General features: G+C 34.9%; 16 protein-coding genes and 3 pseudogenes. 7 read left to right on the top strand and 12 right to left on the bottom strand.

All coding sequences use genetic code 11. From position 1 onward, the window contains the following. The first annotated feature begins 124 nt into the window (after positions 1 to 124). A complete protein-coding gene (locus OM966_RS04325) occupies positions 125 to 1,729 on the top strand; it encodes a coiled-coil domain-containing protein (protein ID WP_264328945.1) in 1,605 nt (534 codons plus the stop codon). A gap of 203 nt (positions 1,730 to 1,932) precedes the next feature. Here OM966_RS04325 and OM966_RS04320 read toward each other — a convergent pair whose 3' ends face one another. Beyond that, a complete protein-coding gene (locus OM966_RS04320; protein WP_264328944.1) occupies positions 1,933 to 3,216 on the bottom strand; it encodes an ankyrin repeat domain-containing protein in 1,284 nt (427 codons plus the stop codon). Positions 3,217 to 3,455: 239 nt separating this feature from the next. On the opposite strand from OM966_RS04320, the gene OM966_RS04315 reads away from it, so the two are divergent. Further along, positions 3,456 to 4,721: an MFS transporter gene (locus tag OM966_RS04315; RefSeq protein WP_264328943.1), complete on the top strand. Its 1,266-nt coding sequence runs from the start codon at positions 3,456 to 3,458 to the stop codon at positions 4,719 to 4,721. A gap of 30 nt (positions 4,722 to 4,751) precedes the next feature. Here the strand turns inward: OM966_RS04315 and OM966_RS04310 are convergent, their stop codons facing one another. From OM966_RS04310 to secG, 3 genes are read right to left on the bottom strand one after another with little or no spacing between them, the layout of a single operon-like run. Continuing rightward, the gene (locus OM966_RS04310) at positions 4,752 to 5,168 is read right to left on the bottom strand and encodes a nucleoside deaminase (protein ID WP_264329048.1); all 417 of its coding nucleotides are present in this window, start codon (positions 5,166 to 5,168) and stop codon (positions 4,752 to 4,754) included. Positions 5,169 to 5,209: 41 nt separating this feature from the next. Then, positions 5,210 to 6,814, bottom strand: coding sequence for a CTP synthase (locus OM966_RS04305; protein ID WP_264328942.1), 1,605 nt, complete (start codon positions 6,812 to 6,814; stop codon positions 5,210 to 5,212). Continuing rightward, on the bottom strand, positions 6,814 to 7,134 hold the full coding sequence (gene secG, locus OM966_RS04300; protein WP_010962615.1) for a preprotein translocase subunit SecG: 321 nt from the start codon (positions 7,132 to 7,134) through the stop codon (positions 6,814 to 6,816). The genes OM966_RS04305 and secG overlap by 1 nt, the downstream gene beginning before the upstream one ends. 144 nt (positions 7,135 to 7,278) lie before the next feature. Between secG and OM966_RS04295 the strand changes: the two genes are divergently transcribed. Next, positions 7,279 to 7,794, top strand: coding sequence for a gamma carbonic anhydrase family protein (locus tag OM966_RS04295; protein WP_264328941.1), 516 nt, complete (start codon positions 7,279 to 7,281; stop codon positions 7,792 to 7,794). Between the two features lie 10 nt (positions 7,795 to 7,804). After that, positions 7,805 to 8,013 (top strand): annotated as a pseudogene (locus tag OM966_RS04290) (IS256 family transposase); the annotation flags it as partial. An 86-nt stretch (positions 8,014 to 8,099) separates the two neighbouring features. Here the strand turns inward: OM966_RS04290 and trpS are convergent. The 5 genes and pseudogenes from trpS to OM966_RS04265 all read right to left on the bottom strand — a co-directional run. Continuing rightward, positions 8,100 to 9,098, bottom strand: coding sequence for a tryptophan--tRNA ligase (gene trpS / locus OM966_RS04285; protein WP_264328940.1), 999 nt, complete (start codon positions 9,096 to 9,098; stop codon positions 8,100 to 8,102). A 17-nt stretch (positions 9,099 to 9,115) separates the two neighbouring features. Continuing rightward, positions 9,116 to 9,685, bottom strand: a complete 570-nt coding sequence (locus OM966_RS04280; RefSeq protein WP_264328939.1) for a nucleotide exchange factor GrpE — start codon at positions 9,683 to 9,685, stop codon at positions 9,116 to 9,118. Positions 9,686 to 9,746: 61 nt separating this feature from the next. After that, positions 9,747 to 10,733 (bottom strand): polyprenyl synthetase family protein, encoded by a 987-nt coding sequence (locus OM966_RS04275; protein ID WP_264328938.1) that lies wholly within the window; start codon positions 10,731 to 10,733, stop codon positions 9,747 to 9,749. 11 nt (positions 10,734 to 10,744) lie between these two features. Beyond that, complete coding sequence (gene rpsP / locus OM966_RS04270) at positions 10,745 to 11,065, bottom strand: 30S ribosomal protein S16 (RefSeq protein ID WP_253307256.1); 321 nt, start codon at positions 11,063 to 11,065, stop codon at positions 10,745 to 10,747. Between the two features lie 241 nt (positions 11,066 to 11,306). Further along, positions 11,307 to 13,118 (bottom strand): annotated as a pseudogene (locus tag OM966_RS04265) (peptidylprolyl isomerase); the annotation flags it as partial. A 334-nt stretch (positions 13,119 to 13,452) separates the two neighbouring features. Between OM966_RS04265 and OM966_RS04260 the strand changes: the two are divergent. Next, positions 13,453 to 14,061: a cell cycle transcriptional regulator TrcR gene (locus tag OM966_RS04260; protein ID WP_064124724.1), complete on the top strand. Its 609-nt coding sequence runs from the start codon at positions 13,453 to 13,455 to the stop codon at positions 14,059 to 14,061. A gap of 192 nt (positions 14,062 to 14,253) precedes the next feature. Further along, positions 14,254 to 15,657, top strand: coding sequence for a transcription termination factor Rho (gene rho / locus OM966_RS04255; protein WP_264328936.1), 1,404 nt, complete (start codon positions 14,254 to 14,256; stop codon positions 15,655 to 15,657). Positions 15,658 to 15,786: 129 nt separating this feature from the next. Here rho and OM966_RS04250 read toward each other — a convergent pair. The 3 genes and pseudogenes from OM966_RS04250 to OM966_RS04240 form a co-directional block, all read right to left on the bottom strand. Beyond that, positions 15,787 to 15,939 (bottom strand): annotated as a pseudogene (locus OM966_RS04250) (IS4 family transposase); the annotation flags it as partial. A 332-nt stretch (positions 15,940 to 16,271) separates the two neighbouring features. Continuing rightward, positions 16,272 to 17,168 carry an aspartate carbamoyltransferase catalytic subunit gene (locus OM966_RS04245; protein ID WP_264328935.1) on the bottom strand — a complete coding sequence of 299 codons (897 nt, stop codon included), beginning with the start codon at positions 17,166 to 17,168 and terminating at the stop codon, positions 16,272 to 16,274. Between the two features lie 203 nt (positions 17,169 to 17,371). After that, positions 17,372 to 18,397, bottom strand: a complete 1,026-nt coding sequence (locus OM966_RS04240; protein WP_264328934.1) for an extracellular solute-binding protein — start codon at positions 18,395 to 18,397, stop codon at positions 17,372 to 17,374. Between the two features lie 795 nt (positions 18,398 to 19,192). Between OM966_RS04240 and OM966_RS04235 the strand changes: the two genes are divergently transcribed. Then, complete coding sequence (locus OM966_RS04235; RefSeq protein ID WP_264328933.1) at positions 19,193 to 20,488, top strand: hypothetical protein; 1,296 nt, start codon at positions 19,193 to 19,195, stop codon at positions 20,486 to 20,488. Positions 20,489 to 20,665 lie beyond the last annotated feature (177 nt).

Below are 20,665 nucleotides of genomic sequence, written 5' to 3'. Positions count from 1 at the left end.
AGTAAAGACGGCTACGCCAAAATTTTTTGTTTACGAACATAAATTTCTATGTTATGGTAAAAATATTACTTTACCTTAGGTTCTAAAGGTATTATGTAATGTTAATTATATATTGAGGTTTAATATGCATACAGAGATTAATGGTACAATAAAGATTGGCAAAAATAAAAAAGTACTGCTTGAAATAGCACAAAATGATCTTGAAAAATTTAAAGAGTATGAACACTTTGGAGATTCTAGAAAGTTTTATGCGGTTCTTTCACTAAATGGTAGGCAATTATATATAACTGGTTTTTTTGGAGAAATAGAAAAAAATCAACAAGATAATACTGTAACCATACTTGTATCTTCAGCTAACGAAGCCGTTGACGCAAAAGCTTTGACTGCTCCAGCAGAAATAAAACTCCTGTTTGACCTTGATAATAAAAACAAAGAAGTTAAGGTGCAGATGCTTAAATGTTCCAGAGAACAAATAGAAGAATCGAAATCTAAAATAAAAGATTTAGAAGCACAGTTAAGCAACCGATCAGATGCTGCTCAGTTACAAGCTAAAGAGGATGAAATAAAAGACTTAAAAGCTCAAATAGAAGACCTGAAAGAAGCAAATATTAAGCATTTACAGCAGTTACAAGGTCAATTGAATACAGCTGAAAGCGAAAAACAAAACTTAGAAACTGCAAAGCAGAAAGCTGAGGAAGCATTGGAAACTAAAACAAAAGAATTAGAAACTCAATTAAAAGCAGATGAGGAGGAAAAAAATAAAGAATTAGAAGCTGAAAAGCTGAAAGCCGAGAAGGAAAAAGCAGAATTACAAACTAAATTCGATCAGGAAAAACAAGCACTAGAAGATGCAAAGAAAGAAGCTGAGGAGAAACAGCAAGAATTACAAACTAAATTGGACGCAGCTAACACGAAAAAAACAGTCTTACAAAAGCAACTAGACGATTTAAAAGATGAACAGAAGAAAGTCAGCGAAGCAATTGATGGTTTATTTACTGAAGAGTTAAACGGAGAAATAAAAGGTCTAATTGGATCCACAGATCAAGATTTAAAAGATAAAGTTAAGGGCTTATATGATGGAAAATTAAAGAGCACAATAGAAGATATAATAGGCAGTAATTTATCAGAAATGAAAGATGAAGATAAGGGGAAATTGCATGAAGGGTTACAAATAAAAATAGAATCTATAATAGGGACTGATCAAAGTAAAAATGTAGATGAAATTGTGGAGTCGATTAAGGAAGAGTTAAAGGACATTATAATAAATGCAAGTAAGTTCAGTAAGGAAGTTGCGGACTTAAAGGTAGAATTAGAAGCTAAAGAGAAGCAAATAAAAACATTAGAAGCTGAAAAGAATAAAGCTAAAGCTCAAATAACCACATTAAATAATGAAGTTGAAAAACTAAAGAAAGAATTAGAAAATAAAGGTAGTGAAATTCAGAAGTTGGGGGAAAAAAATAAAGAATTAGAAGCTAAAAACAAAACAACTGAGCAACCAAAACAAGGCAATGGAGCGAAGTATACCGCTACTGTTGGTATGGGTCTTGCTGCTGGACTGATAGCATTTACTGCACTTGAACGTACAGTTAGGTTAGAGATGTTAGTAATGATTGGTACAGCAGTAGTATCTGCACTCGTAGCTGGTGGTATTACATATGCAGCATTACCTAGTACTCAAGTGGATGGAGCGAAAGCACAAGAAGTAAATGAGAATGGGAAAAAGAAGTAACAAAGGCACTGGGCTGAAACCGTCATAAAGTAACCAGCGTCAGCTACTCGGATGACAAGAAGAGGGTGCTGGGATGAAATCATTATAGAGTGAACCAGTGTCACACTACTAGGATGACACCCTGACAATCGTCATCCCGCTACTTGTTAGTGGGATAACAAGTAGCGGGATGATGCCTCACCATGTCATTTGAGTAGCGGACACTAGGATGGTACTTCCCGCTCATCTCCAGCAGTTTTTTCTTCTTTTGCTTCTTCCATTTTAGTACTAGGCTTTGACATCATATACGTAATACCACCAACCGTTAGTGCTGCTATTGCAACTGCAACCGTTCCGGTTGCAAAAAGTGTCACTGCTATTGCAGCGCCTAATAATGCAGTTGAACCACCATAAAAAACGCTTTTTTTAAGTGCTTTTTCCCTTAAAAATTGTTTTATATATCCATTTTTGCCAAAATCCATGGGAGTTTCACCATTTTTGCTTTTTAATAGATGGTTTGCTCCCTTTTCCATAAGAGCATCTACTATTTTTTTATTGTTATTTTCATCTAAAAGTAGCACTGGAGCTGTAATACTAACGTTTATACCTACTGCTTTTGCAATATCTGTTATATATTGAGTTCCATGTTGAATTGTATACTGGGCAGCTAATCGCATACATAAAGGGGTCCATCCATTTTTATCTTCTGCATTGACATCAATCCCTTTCGTTTGCAATAGAACCTTCACTATATCTGTATGGCCTAATGACGCAGCGAAATGTAAAGGGGTCTGTCTATCTTCATTTGCTGAATTAATATCAATCCCTTTTGCTTGTAACAGAACCCTTACTGCATCTGTATGGCCATCGTTATGTAAAGGCGTGTTTTTATCTTTATCTCGAGCAATAACGTTGAACATTTTTTTTATTGACCATCCTACTATATCTATTTTGCACTCAACCGCATTATGTAAAGGGACACATCCATGTTTGTTTTTTTCATTAATACTCGCTCCATTTTTTATTAAAAGTTCTGTTATTTCTGCATTACGAGCAAAGTGCAAAGGAGTGTCTTCACTCCTTTCAGTTTTTGCCTTTACATATGCTCCATTTTCTATTAGAGACTGTACCGCTTCTTTACAGCCACTTTCAACAGCTTCATGTAAGGGAGTATTTCCACGCTCATTCTGTATATTAATATCTGCACCCTTGTCCTTCAGGGGCTTTATTATATTTACATAGTTATCTCTAGCAGCTATGTGCAGTAATGTACCTATATCACTACCGAATCGATAATCCAATAAAAATCCACTTTCCCTCCATAGGCAAAGCTTTTCCTTGAGTTCATCATGTTCCTGATCATGGGTTCCACTTAACTGACTTGCTAGTTCAATTAACCTACTTCCTAATGCTTTTTCTATTCTTTCAATTACATTGTCCTTACTTAAATTCCCTTCTTCATTAACTGTACTTAGTATTCTTTTCCACTGCTCATATTCCATTGTCATAACTTTACCTCTGATTTTAATAGCATTTTAATTATCACACACCATAATAAAAAAGTCAACTCTATAGCTAACCCAAGAAAGGTTTCCCCACGTCATACCACCGCGGCGCTAACTAGTAGCGGAATGACGAATTTTTGTTTTTCAAATTGTCGTAAGTCACTTTAGCTATATATGTTTAGGTTGTAAAATCCCAAAAAGCAGCCAGAATAGAATAAGCAAACATTTACGAATTGAATTTAGTGCAAACAAGGGTGTTGATATCAACCATACTCTGCAGAATCGCAATATGGTATGACTACATGCTCTTTATTGATTTGATTAACATAATCAGCAGAGAGTTTTGTTTTGCAAAAGATGTCTACAGTAACATACTGCAATTATTTGGAATTGTAGGGCTAGGCGCAATTGTAAGGCCACTTGGTGCATTCATATTTGGTCACATTGGTGACAGGTATGGAAGAAGGATAGCATTAATAATTACTATCTTGCTAATATCGATACCATCAAGTCTTATTGCATTTATTCCAAGTCACAATCAAGTAGGTATCATTTCTACTATATTGCTTCTTGCAATCCATATAACACAAGGAATTGCACTTGGTGGTGAACAAGGAAGTTCTGTTTATCTTATAGAACATTTATCCAGTAGGAAAGAGAACTTAGGGATGTATTTTGGAATAATGGGCTGTGGTCGCTCCATTGGTGTCTTGCTTTCTGCAGTGATAGTAATTATCTGCAAAAAAACTACTGATTTTTGTACCTGGGGTTGGAGATTGCCATTTATTTTCTCAGCTATTTTAGGATTAATTAGCGCGTATAGCATATACACATTGGGAGAAACTCCAGCATATGAAAAAAATCGAAAACAAAGAAATTTACCTGATTTGCCAATAATAGAGCTTATAAAGCGCCATAAGAGAGCTCTTATACTTGCTATTTTAATATCTGTACCTGTTAATGTTGCTGTCGGATTTACCATATTTCTTCGAACACTCGCAAAGGAAATAGCATCAGTGGATGTGTATGTAATGACATATATCAACGAAATTGTGCTCATTATAACCAGTGTATTAATGCCGATATCTTCAATAGCGTTTGGAATGTTGGCTGATAAAGTTGGAAAAGAGCGCACTGCAATCTTATTTATAGCAATTACAATGGCACTATGCTGTCCTGCGTTATCTATTGCATATTACTACAAAAATTACCTTATAATTATGCTTAGTGTAATGGCTCTTTCTATAATAGAAAGAGGTATAGTTCCCATAGGAATAGTTGCATCTGAACTCTTTCCCACCAATGTTAGATTTAGTGGTGTGAGCTTATCACGCAACATCTCTTATGCGTTACATGGAGGATTTACTCCTATGGTTTGTATTTTGTTGACTGTAACATTTCCTCAAACAAACCTTGCTGCTGGGCTTTATATAGTCTTCTGCTTGTTGATCAGTGTGGTAGCAATATTGCAAATAAAACCGCAAGATAAAAAATGTGATTGGTCTTAGTTTTCTCTTAAATTTATACCGTAACCTAAGTTAGGTTCTCAGTTTCTCAAAAAAATCCTTTAACAAAAAAGAGCATTCTGTTTCTAATATCCCACCATAAACTTCAGGTATATGGCTGCAAAATTGAAATATCTTAGCACCATTTTCAATTCCTCCACCTTTTGGATTATAAGCTCCAAAGTACAATCGTTTAATCCTGGCAAAGGAAATAGCTTGAGCACACATCGGACATGGTTCTAATGTTACGTATATGTCAGAATCATAAAGCGTTGAAGTTGAGAGCAACTCACATGCCTGCTTGATCGCTAACATCTCTGCATGTGCAGTTGGATCATTGGATATATTGTGTGCAGAAGAAACAACATTGCTTCCACTAACTATTACAGCACCTATGGGAACCTCATCATCTTTCTGAGCAAGTTTGGCTTGCTCTATGGCAAGCTCCATATATTGATACTTGAACACTTTCCTTTGCTAATCTTCTTTTTTTAAATTTTATTAACTGCTGCCTTAATAAACGATATAAAAAGAGGATGAGGAGAAAACGGCTTTGATTGAAACTCTGGATGAAACTGCACGCCAATAAACCACGGATGACTCTCTAACTCCACTGCCTCTATACATGTTCCATCTTCTGATATGCCACTGCATAGCAGCCCATTTTTTTCCAAATCATCTTTATAATCTGAATTGATTATGTATCTATGCCTGTGTCTCTCTGAAATAGTAGTGTTACTATATGCATCCATCATTTTAGAGCTTGCATTTATATTACATTTGTATGCTCCAAGTCTCATGGTTCCACCAAGATCGTCATCTTGACCGCCAGCTAACTTAACGATTGGATGTTTACAGTTATGAAATTCTTCAGAGTGTGCATCTTCAAGCTTAACAACATTACGAGCAAACTCAATAATTGCAAGCTGCATACCAAGGCAAATTCCGAAAAATGGGATATTATTTGTACGGGCATAATTTATTGCTAATATTTTACCCTCTACTCCGTCATCACCAAACCCCCCTGGGACAAGAATTGCATGAGAATTCTGTAACTTCTCCCCTATAAGCTTTTCATTTATAGGTTTTTCTTCCTTCTCTCTTGAGTTAACCCAATTTATCTTTACTTTGACTTTATTACTAATCGCACCATGATTTAATGCTTCAACTAGTGATTTATACGCATCAGGGAATTCGGTGTATTTTCCCACTATAGACACAGTAACTTCCTGTGTTGGGTGCCTTATGGAATGCACTATTTGATCCCATTCAATCAAGCTTGGTTTTGGCTCACTTAAATGAAAGTGCTCCAAAATTTGCGTATCAAGCCCACATTGGCTATACAACACCGGTAACTCATATATATGACTCACATCAGGAGCAGGTATCACATTGGACAAAGAAACATTGCAAAGCTTAGCTATTTTCTCTCTCTGATTATCGAAAATTTCTTTCTCACTGCGGCATAATATAATATCTGGTTGTAACCCCGCGGAATTTAACTCTCGAACTGAATGCTGCGTTGGTTTTGTCTTTAATTCTTGCGCTGCGGTAAGATATGGTATTAAAGTTAAGTGAATAAGGATAACTCTTTGTTTTCCTAATGTGTAGTTAACTTGGCGTATAGCCTCCAAAAATGGTTGGCTTTCAATGTCACCTACAGTTCCACCTATTTCACATATTACAAAATCTAACCCTTCCGTACCATTAAAAATGAACGATTTGATTAAGTCTGTCACATGAGGAATAACTTGCACAGTTTTGCCCAGATAATCACCACGCCTCTCTTTCTTCAACAACTCATGATATATCTTACCAGTTGTTATATTGTCATCTTTTGTTGCTTTAATTCCAGTAAAACGCTCATAATGCCCAAGATCCAAATCAGTTTCAGCACCATCCTCGGTAACAAACACCTCTCCATGCTGAGTTGGGTTCATTGTCCCAGGATCAATGTTGAGATACGGGTCAAGTTTTCTGATACGGATCTTAAAACCGTAAGCTTGAAGAAGCGCACCAACGCTTGAAGCAACTAAGCCTTTACCAAGCGATGACACAACTCCACCTGTGACAAAGATAAATTTAGCTTCCTTCATTAATTTTCAAATGGAACAGAAGTAGGTTCACTTTCTTGCTTTTTTTCTAATATAATTTTCTCTGCAATCGATTTTTTATGTACGTCTTTTGAATATAATCCTGACAATAGCAATGTGTTTATAATAAACAATCCAGCAACAATAGCCGTTATTCTGCTGAGCGGGTTTTCAGAAGATTTCACCGGAATCATCGAATTGACTCCCTGTTGTGTATTACTAAAACCACTTAACGAACTACTCCCAGGCGGCTGCAAGAGCACTAAAATTACTAACACAACAACCAATATTATTTGAAATATACTTAATACCGCTACTGACATTATAGATAGGGCTGAAAATAAAAACCTTAGCAGTACAAAGCACGTAAGTCAAGAACATCTGTCACCCAAGTAGCTTGAAATCTAAGTATGTATTTACTGCCTACCTTATTTTGATTAACATATGCATAAGACTTTGGGCTTAATATGTATCACATTTTAAAATACAAAGATTATGAACCAAAAATAGACGAAAGTGCTTTCATCGCAGGTGGTTCGCATATCATAGGCAAGGTTGAAATAGGAAGAGATGCAAGCATCTGGTTTAATTGTGTGGTCAGAGGGGACATTGGATCAATAACAATAGGTAATGGAACAAATATTCAAGATGGAACGGTAATTCATGTGGATAGAAACCCAGGTGGTGACACAATTATTGGCAGCATGGTAACAGTGGGACATTTTTGTATGTTGCATGCATGCACGGTGCATGATAAAGTGTTTATTGGTATGGGCTCTACCGTGATGGACCATGCAGTTGTGGAGTCTGAAGCTATGGTAGCTGCTGGCTCACTAGTGACACATGGAAAAGTAATAAAAAGTGGGGAAATATGGGCTGGTAGGCCAGCAAAATTCTTCAAAAAAATGTCAAATGAAGAAATAAAACATATTACACAATCAGCACAAAATTATATTATGCTAATGAAAGAATATAAAAATTAAAGTTCGCGTGAGGCTAATTTATATTACCAACCCTATTGAGGGACTGCATAGACAGATTAGAAAATTCACTAAGACTAAGGGCTCATTTACTAACTTGTACAAACAGGTATATTGTGCTATAAAAAAGGCAGAGCAAAATTGGGCTATCCTAATTGGGCTTTAACTATATCTCAACTTGATATTTTCTTTCCTGGTAGATTGAAAATTGAGTTGAGTTAAAAATGCGGTTTGACACACTTTTTTGAACATTTCCTTATTGCCTGTTTTTATAATTTTGAATTGATTCCTTAGGTTATGCAAGAGGTCTATTGAGCAAATCCAATAATATCCTTGATTTCTTTTATATTATGGGTTGCAATTTCTGCTGCTTTCTTTGTACCTTTTTTTAATATTTCATGTAAATGGAATTGGTCTTTTAAAAGATCATTCATTCCCTCACGTATGGGTGACATAACACTGATAATTAAATCAGCTAACTCTTTTTTGAAGTGTTTCATGTCATGTTTGTTCACTTCTTCACACACTTTTTCCACATTTAAATTACTAAGCACTGAATAAATGTTTATCAAATTGCTTATCTCTGGTCGACACCCTAAAGTAGCAAAATCAAAGCCTAGAATTGAATCTGTTTTTGCTTTTTCTATTTTTTTGACAATTGAATCATCCGTATCATCAAGGTTAATGCACGAATATTCTGAAGGGTCAGATTTACTCATCTTGCTTGTGCCATCTCTTAAGCTCATTATCCTTGATGTGCAATCCAAAGTTAAGATTTCAGGTACGATGAAATAATCCAGTTTATAATGATTGTTAAAAGCTGATGCAATATCACGTGCAAGCTCCAAATGCTGTTTTTGATCATCACCAACAGAAACGTATTTAGTTTGATACAACAATATATCTGCAGCCATAAGTACTGGATAACTATATAATCCAAGAGAGGCTTTTTGTTTATCGCCGCCAGCTTTATCTTTAAATTGAGTCATGCGATTAAGCCAACCAATTGGTGTATAGCACCCAAGCAGCCAGCCCAGTTCTGCATGACCACTAACCGTGGACTGATTAAAAATAATGGACTTTTCTGGATCTATTCCACATGCAATATAAGCTGCTGCTGTTTTGAAAATATTACTTTTTAATTCACTTGCGGGAAGCTTATTTGCTGTGATTGCATGTAGGTCGACAATACAAAAAAGAGATTTGTATTTATCCTGTAAGTCTATCCACTGTTTGATTGCACCAAGATAATTACCTAAATGTAGTACGCCACTTGGCTGGATACCTGAAAAGACAATACTTGTCATTATACATTTACCTCATGCTAATCGCTTCCACAATCAGCAGATTTCTTAGAAAGAATAACCATTGCAGGACGGAGCAACCTATTTTTGATAGTATAACCAGTCTGTAGTACTTCTATAATAGTGCCAGGCTCTTTTTCATTGTCTTCTCTTTCCACAACAGCTTGGTGTAAATTACTATCAAAAAGCTCACCAAGTGGATCTACTTCCTCTATTCCATGTTTTTTTAGATCATTTATAATTTTTTGATAAGCTACTTTAATCCCCTCATGAACAGGATCACCGTCTTTCAAAATTTCCATTACTTTTTTTAAATTGTCGCACGAGTCGATCATATCACGTGCAAATTTTGTGACTGCATAGTCACTTGCATCGCTAATTTGCTTTTGCATTATACGTTTGACGTTTTCATTATCTGCAACAGCACGGCGTAAATGATCTTCAAGCTGAGCTGCACGTTCTTTTAATGTATTGAGATCTTCACTTAAATCATCAGTTTGCTTATGATTATTACTTTGTTGGTCGTTACCTTTCTGCCTATTTACCATATCGGCAAATTTCCTCTTTTTTTCTTTACTGCTGTCTGACATATCACTATCCTTAAGAATCTAATGAATATATAACAATTAATTCGAAAATATCAAGCACCAGCTACATTTGTCTTTCTATGCTCGCATTTAAAAAGTCAATTAAAGTAATTTTATAAAAAGAATCAGAAAAAGTACTAATATCATTTTGTGCCATATTAATGTAGTGTCTAGCTTTTTCCATAGAAAGCTGAATGGCATTATGGTGATTAATATAGTGTAATGCTTGGTCAAAATTGTGTCTAGCTGAAGAAAAGCATTTTTCCCAGAATTTTTGCTCTGCTGGACTGCCCTTTTCGTATGCTATAATAGCAGGTAAGGTGACTTTACCTTCGAAAAAGTCTTTTCCGACTTGTTTTCCAGAAGTGCCTTGATTAGAAGTATAATCGAGCATATCATCAACTATTTGAAATGCCATACCAAAATTAAAACCAAAATTCTTTAGCCTCTCTGTTTCGTCATTTGTTGCACCAGATACTGTAGATGCAGCTTCACAGCATGCAGAAAATAAAGATGCTGTCTTTTCTCCAATGATATCAAAATAATTTTCCCTGACCGTGTGGGGGTCAAAACGTCTTGTCATCTGCTTTATTTCACCCTTCACAAGTAAATGCGATGCTTTAGATAAAATAGAGAGAATATTTAAATTTCCACACTCTATAAGCCATCTAAATGCTAGAGTCAACAATAGATCACCAACTAAAATGCTTGATTTATTTCCCCAAATCTTATTCGCTGTTTTAACTCCATGGCGTGCCTCACTTTCATCGAGCACATCATCATGAAGTAAAGTAGCATTGTGTATAAACTCTACCGATGCAGCAACGTTGATCCTATCCTCCCCAGAATAGTTTAGCATTTTACATATAATAAAAACTAGTTTAGGCCTTATTTTTTTCCCACCTGAACTAACAAGATGAGATATAATATCAGTAGCAAGCTTAGCACCTTCATCATTGACATTTTTGAAGATAAAGTCCTTCATAGCTGATAAATCAGAAGATACGACATCGTCTAATTTACCATTATTTGTTAATTCAGTATTTAGCATTTTAAAGAGACTTATGCTTCTTGTCCCTGTGCTTTCTCGTTCTCTACTTTCTTCTTTTCTGTTTTCTTTGGTTCTGTTTCTAAAGTTACTATGCCTTTTTTAATGAACCATAGTACTCTTTCAGTTGCTTGCGCGCCTACGCTTAGCCAATGTTTTAATCTATCAGCCTTCACCACAACACGATTTTTATTGTCTTTTGGTAACATTGGATCATATTGTCCTATTTTCTCAATAAAACGCCCATCTCTTGGTGCTCGTGAATCAGCTACAACTATCCTATAAAAAGGGCGTTTCTTTGCGCCAAACCTTGCCAACCTTATTTTAACTACCATGTTAACCTTTATTCATATATTAGTCACAATTTTATACAATGAGCCGTTTTAAGTCAAATGAATTATACAACTTTTGCACCTTATAATATAATTACCAATAATGTAGGGTGTCATTCCAGCACCGGGCACTGGAATCTAATTTCCATCATGCAGCCACTTAGTAAGTTTCTGGGTCCAAGTTCGGAGCACTGGATGCGTTTGAGGTAAAACAGGTTCTTATAAGGATTTAATTCTTATCTGGCTATATATCATCAAGTATAGCGTGATTAACTTCGACTTTATACTTTGATTCCAGATAGGTAATTAATTGCTCTTTTAGCGATATCATCACACGTTTTCCGGTGTCAAGCGTGTTTAATTTACCATTTGATGAATGCATTTCTTTTAGAACACCTATTATAATTTCATTATTGTATTGAATAGGTTCTGTCACTGAACCAGTTGTTTTCATATTGAAAATCTCTTCTACAAAAGAAAAGGGGTAGTTTTGTTGATCCACTTCATTGCGTTGCATCTGCTGACCTTTAACTAATTCCACACCTTGAATTTCTTCCAAATCTGTTTTTTCTCTTAGTTGAACTGCAACCTCTTGCCCAATTTTAAACATTCTTTCTTTTATAAACTCACTACACCAAAGCTCTACCGCTAATGCCCTGCCTTCTTCAAAACTTTGCAATTTGGGTGGAACGATATCAATGATTTTTACACTAACAACAGCGTCCCCAACGCCCTTGAAATAACCTTTCTGATCCTTTTCTCGCGAAAAAATGAAAGAAATCAAATCACTAGAATCTCCTACGTTATTACCGCTTTGATCTTTTCCACTCGTATCTACTGGACCAATAGTTTGTATAGGTAAATTATATTCACTCAATATTTCTTCAATTTCTGAACCATTGTATATCTTATAGTTCACTTGGTTTATGAAATCATTGACTCTTTCAAAAGACTTTTGGTTAGTTAGAACTGACTTTATGTCTTTTTTTAAATCAACTAAGTCTTCATCAGAGATTTGATGCGCACTTTCCACTTTTATTATATGCCAACCAAAACTGCTTGCTAAAACTTCACTTACTTCACCTACTTTGAGAGCAAATACCTTTTCCCTCACGTCTTCTGGTAAAAAATCCTTAGTTATATTATTTACTCTAGTTTCCTCAAGTTTTGCTTTGCCAAACTCTCCTACTATCTGTTCAAAGCTTGTTTTACCCTCCTCAAATGCTCTTCTTGCTGTCTCAGCTTCTTCTTTGGTAGAAAATATTACATTGAATACATCTCTTTGATCTTTTAGTTCCTGTTGTTCTATTATACCATCAACTTCTTCATCTGAAATCTTGATTCGATCTTCAAAATACTTTTGGCCTAGGGAAATATATTGCGCAGTTCGATACTCAGGATAATAAAAATGGGATTTATTTCTTTCGTATAAATCAAGTAATGCTTGATCATCTGGTTCAGGAATGTTTGTAACTGCATCTTCAGTTATTTTAACAATATCAACCACTCTAGTTTGGTAGCGACTTTTGTATATCTGCTCATCAACTCTCTCGCCAAAAGTTACCGGATAATTATCTTTAAATAACGAAGTCATGAACATCATTGCAGGCAGAACTTTCTCTAGCTTTGCTATATACTCTTTCTCTGTCATATGCAGGTCATTTAGCGTTTCATGGAATTTATTTTTGTCAAATTCGCCTTTATCATTTTGAAAGTATTTGGTATTTTTAATATGGTTTTTTATAGACTCTTCTCCATCTGTCAACCCCAGCTCACTAATTAGGTTAAACAATAGTTTTTGCTCTATAAGTGCGTTAAGCAAATCATATTTCAGCTTTTTTACTTGTTCTCTACTCGCATCAGATCCAGAAATTTGCTTTTCATAATTTTGATATAGTGATTTATACTCATCTGACGTTATAACTTCTTTTCCAACCCTAGCTACCTCTTCCTTTTCATCATCACCTGATAAAAGGTTGCCAATTCCCATGAAGACTAATAAGCAAGCTAAAAGGACAACGGTTACTTTAGTGAAAAAATTTTTAACATTCATTTTAAACTCAGTTAATTAATGGTTAATTATAGAATAGTGATAATTTAATTCTTGTAAACCTGTTGTTTTATTAGCTAATATATATAATATTACAATATATTAACTTAAAATTTAACTCTTTTCTTAAATAGAAACATATGTTTGACTGAGTTATACTATACCTTAAGAAGGGAAAATATTTTTTTGAATCGTTTGAAATATGCTTAAACGTAAGCGCATTTAATTAACTTAAGAGGTGGGAAGTGACAAACAAAAAGTCATTGAATGACAAAATTAATGCTTTTTTAGTTTTAATAGCTTATATTTTAGCTCTGTATAACAGTAAGGGATACTTTAAATGGGAGATGCTTTTTTGATGTCAATGGAATCTTCTAAGGGCAATAACGATAGAAATAAACAGTTTCTAATGCAAATAGCTGCTTGGTTAGTAGACAACACTGGTTTAACTTTTAATCAAATAGCACAATGCTGTAGGTTGGCCCTTGAAGAAGTACAAGACATAGCTGATGAGGAAATAGAAGTTGAAAAATATAACCCTATTATTTCTGGGGTAATTACTGAAAAAGAAATCGATGATTGCAAAAAAAATTCAAACCGTGTACCAAATTTGATTATAAAAAATATAAAAAAAAGGAGTAAAGCGATTGGTAGCATTCTTGGCTTTGCCTCTACGGCAAGGCGTAGAGATAAACCTGATGCGATTTATTATTTAGTAAAAAAATTTCCTATCTTGGATAATAACGTTATAGCTAAATTAATTAGTACAACAAATTACACAGTTGAGCAGGTAAGAGATGGATCTCATCATAACATGCAAAATATAAAACCCCAAGATCCTGTACTACTTGGCTTATGTAGTCAAGAAAATTTAGAAGCAGAAGTGGAAAAAGCAAAAGTAGAAGAAGAGAAGCAAGAAAGGTTAAAAAATATAAAGAATAGCTATTGAAAATCCTCAAATTTTTGTGCTTTGTTAACATTAAATTAACTTGACTTGCTAGTGTTTATTAGTATAATGTAAGTAAAGTACAGGGTTTAATAATAATTAAGCTTAATACGCACTAAAACTAGCTCAGCCTAATTTATTATCTTATAGTCACATTTTAGGTTAGCAAGCATCAATTAAAATTTTTGGAGGATTATGACAACAATCAATGAAGATGTTTTGGCAAAAGGAAAGGTTACAGCTCAACCTGAAAAAAGTGAGCAAATTCACAATAACGATACAGTAAAACAGATGGTCAATGAAGGTACTGAGAAAAACAGAAAAACATTAGATCTGAGCGAATTAAAAGAGAAAACAGCAGAAGAATTGTTAGAGTTAGCTGAAGAAAGAAAAATTTCAACTAACGGTAAAAGCAATGGTAGAATGCTAAAGCAGGAAATGATATTCAGCTTAATGAAGAAAATGAGCGAAGAAGGAGGCATAACCACAGGGAGTGGAATAGTGGAAATATTGCCTGATGGTTTTGGTTTCTTACGTTCAGCAAGTGCAAATTATGCCCCAAGTACCGATGATGTTTATATTTCTAACGGGCAAATAAAGAAGTTTAATTTACGTACAGGAGATATGGCATGTGGAGAAATAAGGCCACCTGGTGATAAAGAAAGATATTTTACTTTAACTAAGGTTCAAAGTATAAACTCTACTGAAGTCAGTGAATTAAGAAAGTACGTCCATTTTGATAATTTGCTTCCTCTTTATCCTGAGGAAAGCATAGTACTTGAGTGTAATAGTGGTGATGATAAAAAAGGCTTAAGCATGCGTGCTATAGATATAGTAGCTCCTCTTGGAAAAGGGCAAAGAGCGTTAGTAGTTGCTCCACCTCGCACAGGAAAAACTGTATTGCTTCAGCAAATGGCTAACTCTATAGCTATAAATCACCCTGAAATAGAATTAATAGTGTTACTTATAGATGAAAGACCTGAAGAAGTAACAGATATGATACGTTCTGTAAAAGGTGAGGTAGTGAGTTCTACGTTTGATGAGCCTGCTTACCGTCACGTACAGCTTGCTGAAATAGTAATAGAAAAAGCTAAAAGAATGGTTGAGCATAAAAAAGATGTGGTAATCCTACTTGACAATATTACTAGACTTGCACGTGCTTATAACGCTGTTATTCCTTCGTCTGGGAAAGTTCTAACTGGTGGTGTGGATTCAAATGCACTGCAGAGACCCAAGCGTTTTTTTGGAGCGGCTCGTAATATTGAAAATGGTGGTTCTTTGACAATCATCGCTACAGCTCTTATAGACACTGGTTCAAAAATGGATGAGGTTATTTTTGAAGAGTTTAAAGGTACAGGAAACGCTGAGATTATACTTGATAGAAAACTTTCTGATAAACGTATATTTCCAGCTATTGACATTACAAAATCCGGAACAAGGAAGGAAGAGCTATTAGTTGATAAGGCTATACTAAATAAAATATGGGTGTTGCGTAGAATACTCAATCCTATGGGATCTGTTGAAGCAATGGAATTTTTACGTGACAAACTACTTTTAACAAAGAGCAATGCTGACTTTTTTAACTCCATGAATCACTAAAAGTAAGCCAGTTATGATGGATATGCTGAGCAAAAAGTAAAAGATTTTATCGCTTTTATAGTTAAAATAATTGTATCCGTTCAGGCAATGGCAAACTTAGGGAGCGTTAAATAAACTATACGCGTCAAGTTAAGAAGCAAAGGTAAGAAAATTCAATGAACTTAAGGTGGATACTCTAGTCTTTCTATATCTGTCTTTCACAGAAAATTGTGACCAGTTTGTGGTAAGTTTTTTCAGGAAAATTCTCAAATTATTAATTTTGCTGCTTAACGCTAAAAACAAGTAACCGTTCACGGATTGTGAGAATGAATAAAGAACTAAGCAGTCGTAACTTTTGGAAGGGATTTTGGCCATTGAGACGTAATGTCAAAAATATCGACAACATTCTTCCACGAACCTTTCCCCACGTTCCAACCAGGTGAAAAAGCTGTTTTTACGATAGCCGTCTAATTTGCCGTTCTGCAAGGTTGTTGATTGACTTCAGGCTTTCGTAAAAACTTCCACACCATATCCTCGGCCTTAACATCTTAATGGCCATTCTCAAACCATTTACAAGCCTCGTCATTTCATGAAAAAACCCTTCTTTCGCATCAGTTGTGTAGCATCTTTTAACATTAACAAGGCCTATAATAGTGCAGCACTGCCTTACGTATTGCCAATCCAAATTCTACTTGCTGTAAAATAACACAATCTGCCACATCGCTGCTAATCTCAATCCCTCTATTTATTGGCCCTGGGTGCATAACAATCGCATCTGGTTTTGCGTATGATAGCTTTTGTGAATCAAGTCCATACAAATGAAAATATTCTTTCTCTGAAGGAACAAAACAACTATTATTCATGCGCTCTTTCTGCAGTCTTAAAAGCATGATTACATCAGCATCCTTTATACCTTCAATTAATGAATAATGGACTGAATCTACTTCAGGAAAATGCTTACAAATCAAAGTTGGTGGTGCGACCAAGCTTATCTCTGCTCCAAACATTTTTAGCAACCTTATATTTGACCTTGCAACTCTGCTGTGCAGAATATCTCCACATATCACAACTTTGAGATCCTTTATTTGCTTTTTATGACTGCTGATTACAAGATAATCTGCAAGAGCTTGAGTTGGGTGTCCACTGCTTCCATCGCCTGCGTTGATTAGCGAGCAGCTAACATTCTTAGCCAGCATATTAACAATACCGCTATTTTTTTGCCTGATTATTATATAGTCAGGATTCATTGCATTTAATGTTTTGATCATGTCTTTTAGATCTTCTCCCTTGTTAATAGAAGAAGATCTTATTGGCAAAGTTACAACATTTGCTCCAAGGCTTTTTGCTGCTATTTCAAAAGACGCAAGTGTACGCGTTGAATCTTCAAAGAATAAATTTATTACTGTCTTATTTTCCAAGATATGACTATTTGCAGCTTCTTTTTTAAGGTACTGGTTAGCCAACTTAGTTATATTTTCTACATCATCGACTGTAAGGTCTGAGATGTTTAACAAATTCCTTCTCTTGTGCATAGTTTCCTTTTCAACTACTTGAACCTATTCTACTTTCTTATTATTGTTTTTCAATAGACCTCTTGTGCAGCAATTGTTTTGGTGAAAGAACAGAAAAAGATAGCAAAGTCAAAATTAAGTTAGAAGAAAGAAAAAGTTTAGCGAGTCAAGAGTAAGGTACATTAGCATAAATCTTTCATCCCAGTGTTCAGTGGCACTGGGGATTACTTCCACTTACACTCATCCGCTATCATAACAGCCTCAAAAAGATGCTTCTCAAGTTCACTTAGAGGTAAATCACTTTGTGGATAATTTCCCCAAGACTTTAGTATATCGGAAGTTTCAACGCCTTCAATAACAGGGTATTCTTGGTTTTTTTTAGCGTATAGCTCTTGAGCCTGCTTGCTTACTAAAAATTCCAATAAGACTATAGCATTTTCCCTGTTTTTTGCGTTTTTTGTTACTGCTGCACCACTGATGTTTACCATTACGCCGTGATCATTGCGATTAGGAAAAAAAGCCCCTAGCTTGTCTATAACATTCTTTTTATTTTCTGATGAAAGAATTCTTGCAAAGTAATAACTATTTACTATTGCAACATCTCCTTCACCAGCAGCTACAGCATAAATTTGGTCAGTATCACCACCACTTGGTTTTCTTGCCATATTACTCACAATTCCACTTACCCATTCTTTCGTCTTTTCAAAACCATTATTTGCAATCATAAAAGCAATCAATGACCGGTTATATGGACTTGTAGAAGAACGCACTAATATTTTTCCTTTCCATTTTTCATTTGCTAAATCTTCATAAGTACTTAAGTTTTTAGGATTTACTGACTCTTTATTATAAACCAATACTCTGGTTCTTTTTGTAAGGCCAAACCAATAATCTTCACTATCTCTAAATTTTGCAGGTATAACACTTTTTAAAATCTCTGAATCCACTTGAGATAAAAGCCCTCTTTTTTTTGCCAAAATCAGGTTCACTGCATCTGCAGTTAAAAGTAAGTCAGCTTCACCGCCATTTTCCATGCGTGAAAGTAGCTGAGAATAATCATCAATGATGTAACGTACTTTAATGCCTGTATTTTTTGTAAATTCATCAAATAAAGTACGTACTAATTCTTCTTTGCGCGATGAATAGACATTCACTACTTGTGAATTGTTAGTTCCGCTGTTTTTATACAAAAAAGTAATGACTATTAATACAACTGCTATTAAGGATGTGAATATAAAGGCTTTTTTCATATTGGATAAAAAATAACTTCTTTCAGTTAAGGATACTCAAATAGCGCAATCTTAGCAAGTGTAAAATTCGTTAGATGTAGCTAATATAATTTGGATTTACCGAAGTCAATGTATGAAATAATCGAAATTATCATTCCAGCGCGTGACGCTAGGCCATAAAACCTACTTGACAAACTTCGCCAGCCCCCTTATCATGAAACTGAAGGTATTCAGTTATCTTTATCTGTGCAGATTAAACAGCAAAAAAACAACGTAGTTGGCATCTTATTTTTAATTTTTTGCACTATGTGCACCTTATGTCTTCACAACATTTCTAGCTATATAAGCTGAAACGCGCTTATATAGCGTTTAAGACAGTATAGTACGCCAATTTGCAGGATTAGAGAGTGACAACTAGCTAACACGGGGTTTCTTTTGCCTTTTTTTCTGCTTAGTAAATTTCTTAAACATTTATGACTAAAGGTTAGTTGCAATAAAAAGCAACTGAGTGGCAGTTATTAAACGTTTAAAACATAAAAAACGCCAATGTTTTAAAATAGATATTAGTCGGGGCTTCTTTTGCCTTTTTTTTCGTTTAGTAAATTTCTTAAATATTTATGGCTAAACGACAACCGTCATCCCTGTAAAGGTCAAGTATCCCGCTACTTGTTAGCGGGATCTGGAGATACCGCGGCGGTATGACGTAGGGAAATCTTACTTATTATAGCTATAGTTCTACATGAATTACAAAAGTAATATTTACTAGATCTTAATATTTTAGATCTATATTTTAATAAATAATGAGCTGTAATTAGTATGAATGATCCATTTAAAAGTGAGAACTATAAAAAAAATCTTGACTCCTTGATAGAAGCTATAAAGCTGAAAAATATTGGTGAACAATATAATAAAACAGTGAGAGATTTATCCCAGACATTAGAGAGTTTTACAGATAAGGCAGAAGATGTAGCTAAGTTTGTTATATGTAGTGACTTGAATAATTTTATAGAACCGGTGAACAAAAAGCCATCAGGTTTTTTTGGAATATTCAAGGAAATATTTAATAAAATCTTGGGAAAAGATGCTTCAATTCAGGATAACGATATAAGAAATTTTGCTAATGATAAATTGCCCAGTCTTGCTGAAAAAATAACATTCGAATACCTAAATGTTTTAAAGAAAATTTCAGATTTAGAGCAAAGTAAAAAAAATCAGGAGGAACATAGATTGTATGGAGTGAACTTAGAGGATAGAACAGCGTCAAAGCAAGAAGAAAATCCTTTATATGAGCTACAAGCAGGAGATTCAGGCTATGGAAGTTCATTAAATGAAGAGCATGAATATGAAGACATATCAAATTATCAAGAGAAGAAGAGTAAAATTTTAATAGAAAATTCGCAGAGTTCAAAATCGCCCAAAGAAGAGCCAATTTATGCAACAGTTTCTAAAGAACATATAGAGGCAAAAAGAAAACGTAAGCAGAAACAACAACCTCAATCCCTCGTACTACCAAAACCACCAAGAGCATCGCAAGTGCCAAAAAAAATGTTTACTACTGGTCAAGAAGTTAGACAAGAATCGAAAGTGGTAGTCAAAGATAAACCTGCAGTACCGCCAAAGCCTAAAAATCTAAGCCGTGCTGATCAAAAAGTAAGCACAGAGCCAAAAGTAGTAGAAGTAATTCTTAAAAAATCAGCTGAAAGTAAACCTATAGTACCACTAAAATCTGAAAATCAAGACAATAGGAAATCAGCACAAAAAGCTGCTGGTAAGATGATACCAAAAGTAGCAGCAGCTACTATGAAAGGAGGAGCTAATCGCGAGATGGGCAGTAAAGTAAAGGCATTAAAAGAAAAATTTGAGCAAAATCAAGCAAAAGGAAATGCTAATGTACGGCTTGCTGAAAGCAAAACTACCCCAGCAGCACAAGCGGATATCGGTGTGAAGAAAAAACAATCTCATTCATTTCTAACAGAGAATAAAAGATCTGCAACGAAACACATAACAGCAAAATCTGATCCAAAATCTCATGTCAGCAAAAATCCTCCTTCCACACAAGTAAGTGTTAAGGAAATGGTTGCACAAATTGAGAAAGGAAAAGGAGGAAGATAGTAACATTTGGGGATGTTTAAAAAAAACATATGGTCAAGTCAAGAGATTGTGAGCAAATTTAGGAAATTATAGCTAAACTAACTTAGATTTACCGACAATTTGAAAAACCGTCATTCCGCTACTAGTTAGCGCCGCGGCGGTATGACGTAGGAAAACCTTTCTTGGTTAGCTATAGGC

The sequence above is a fragment of the Wolbachia endosymbiont (group A) of Andrena hattorfiana genome (assembly GCF_947179565.1).
GTDB lineage: Bacteria > Pseudomonadota > Alphaproteobacteria > Rickettsiales > Anaplasmataceae > Wolbachia.
Note: the sequence above shows the minus strand (reverse complement) of the source record. Positions and strands in the feature narration are given on the sequence as shown.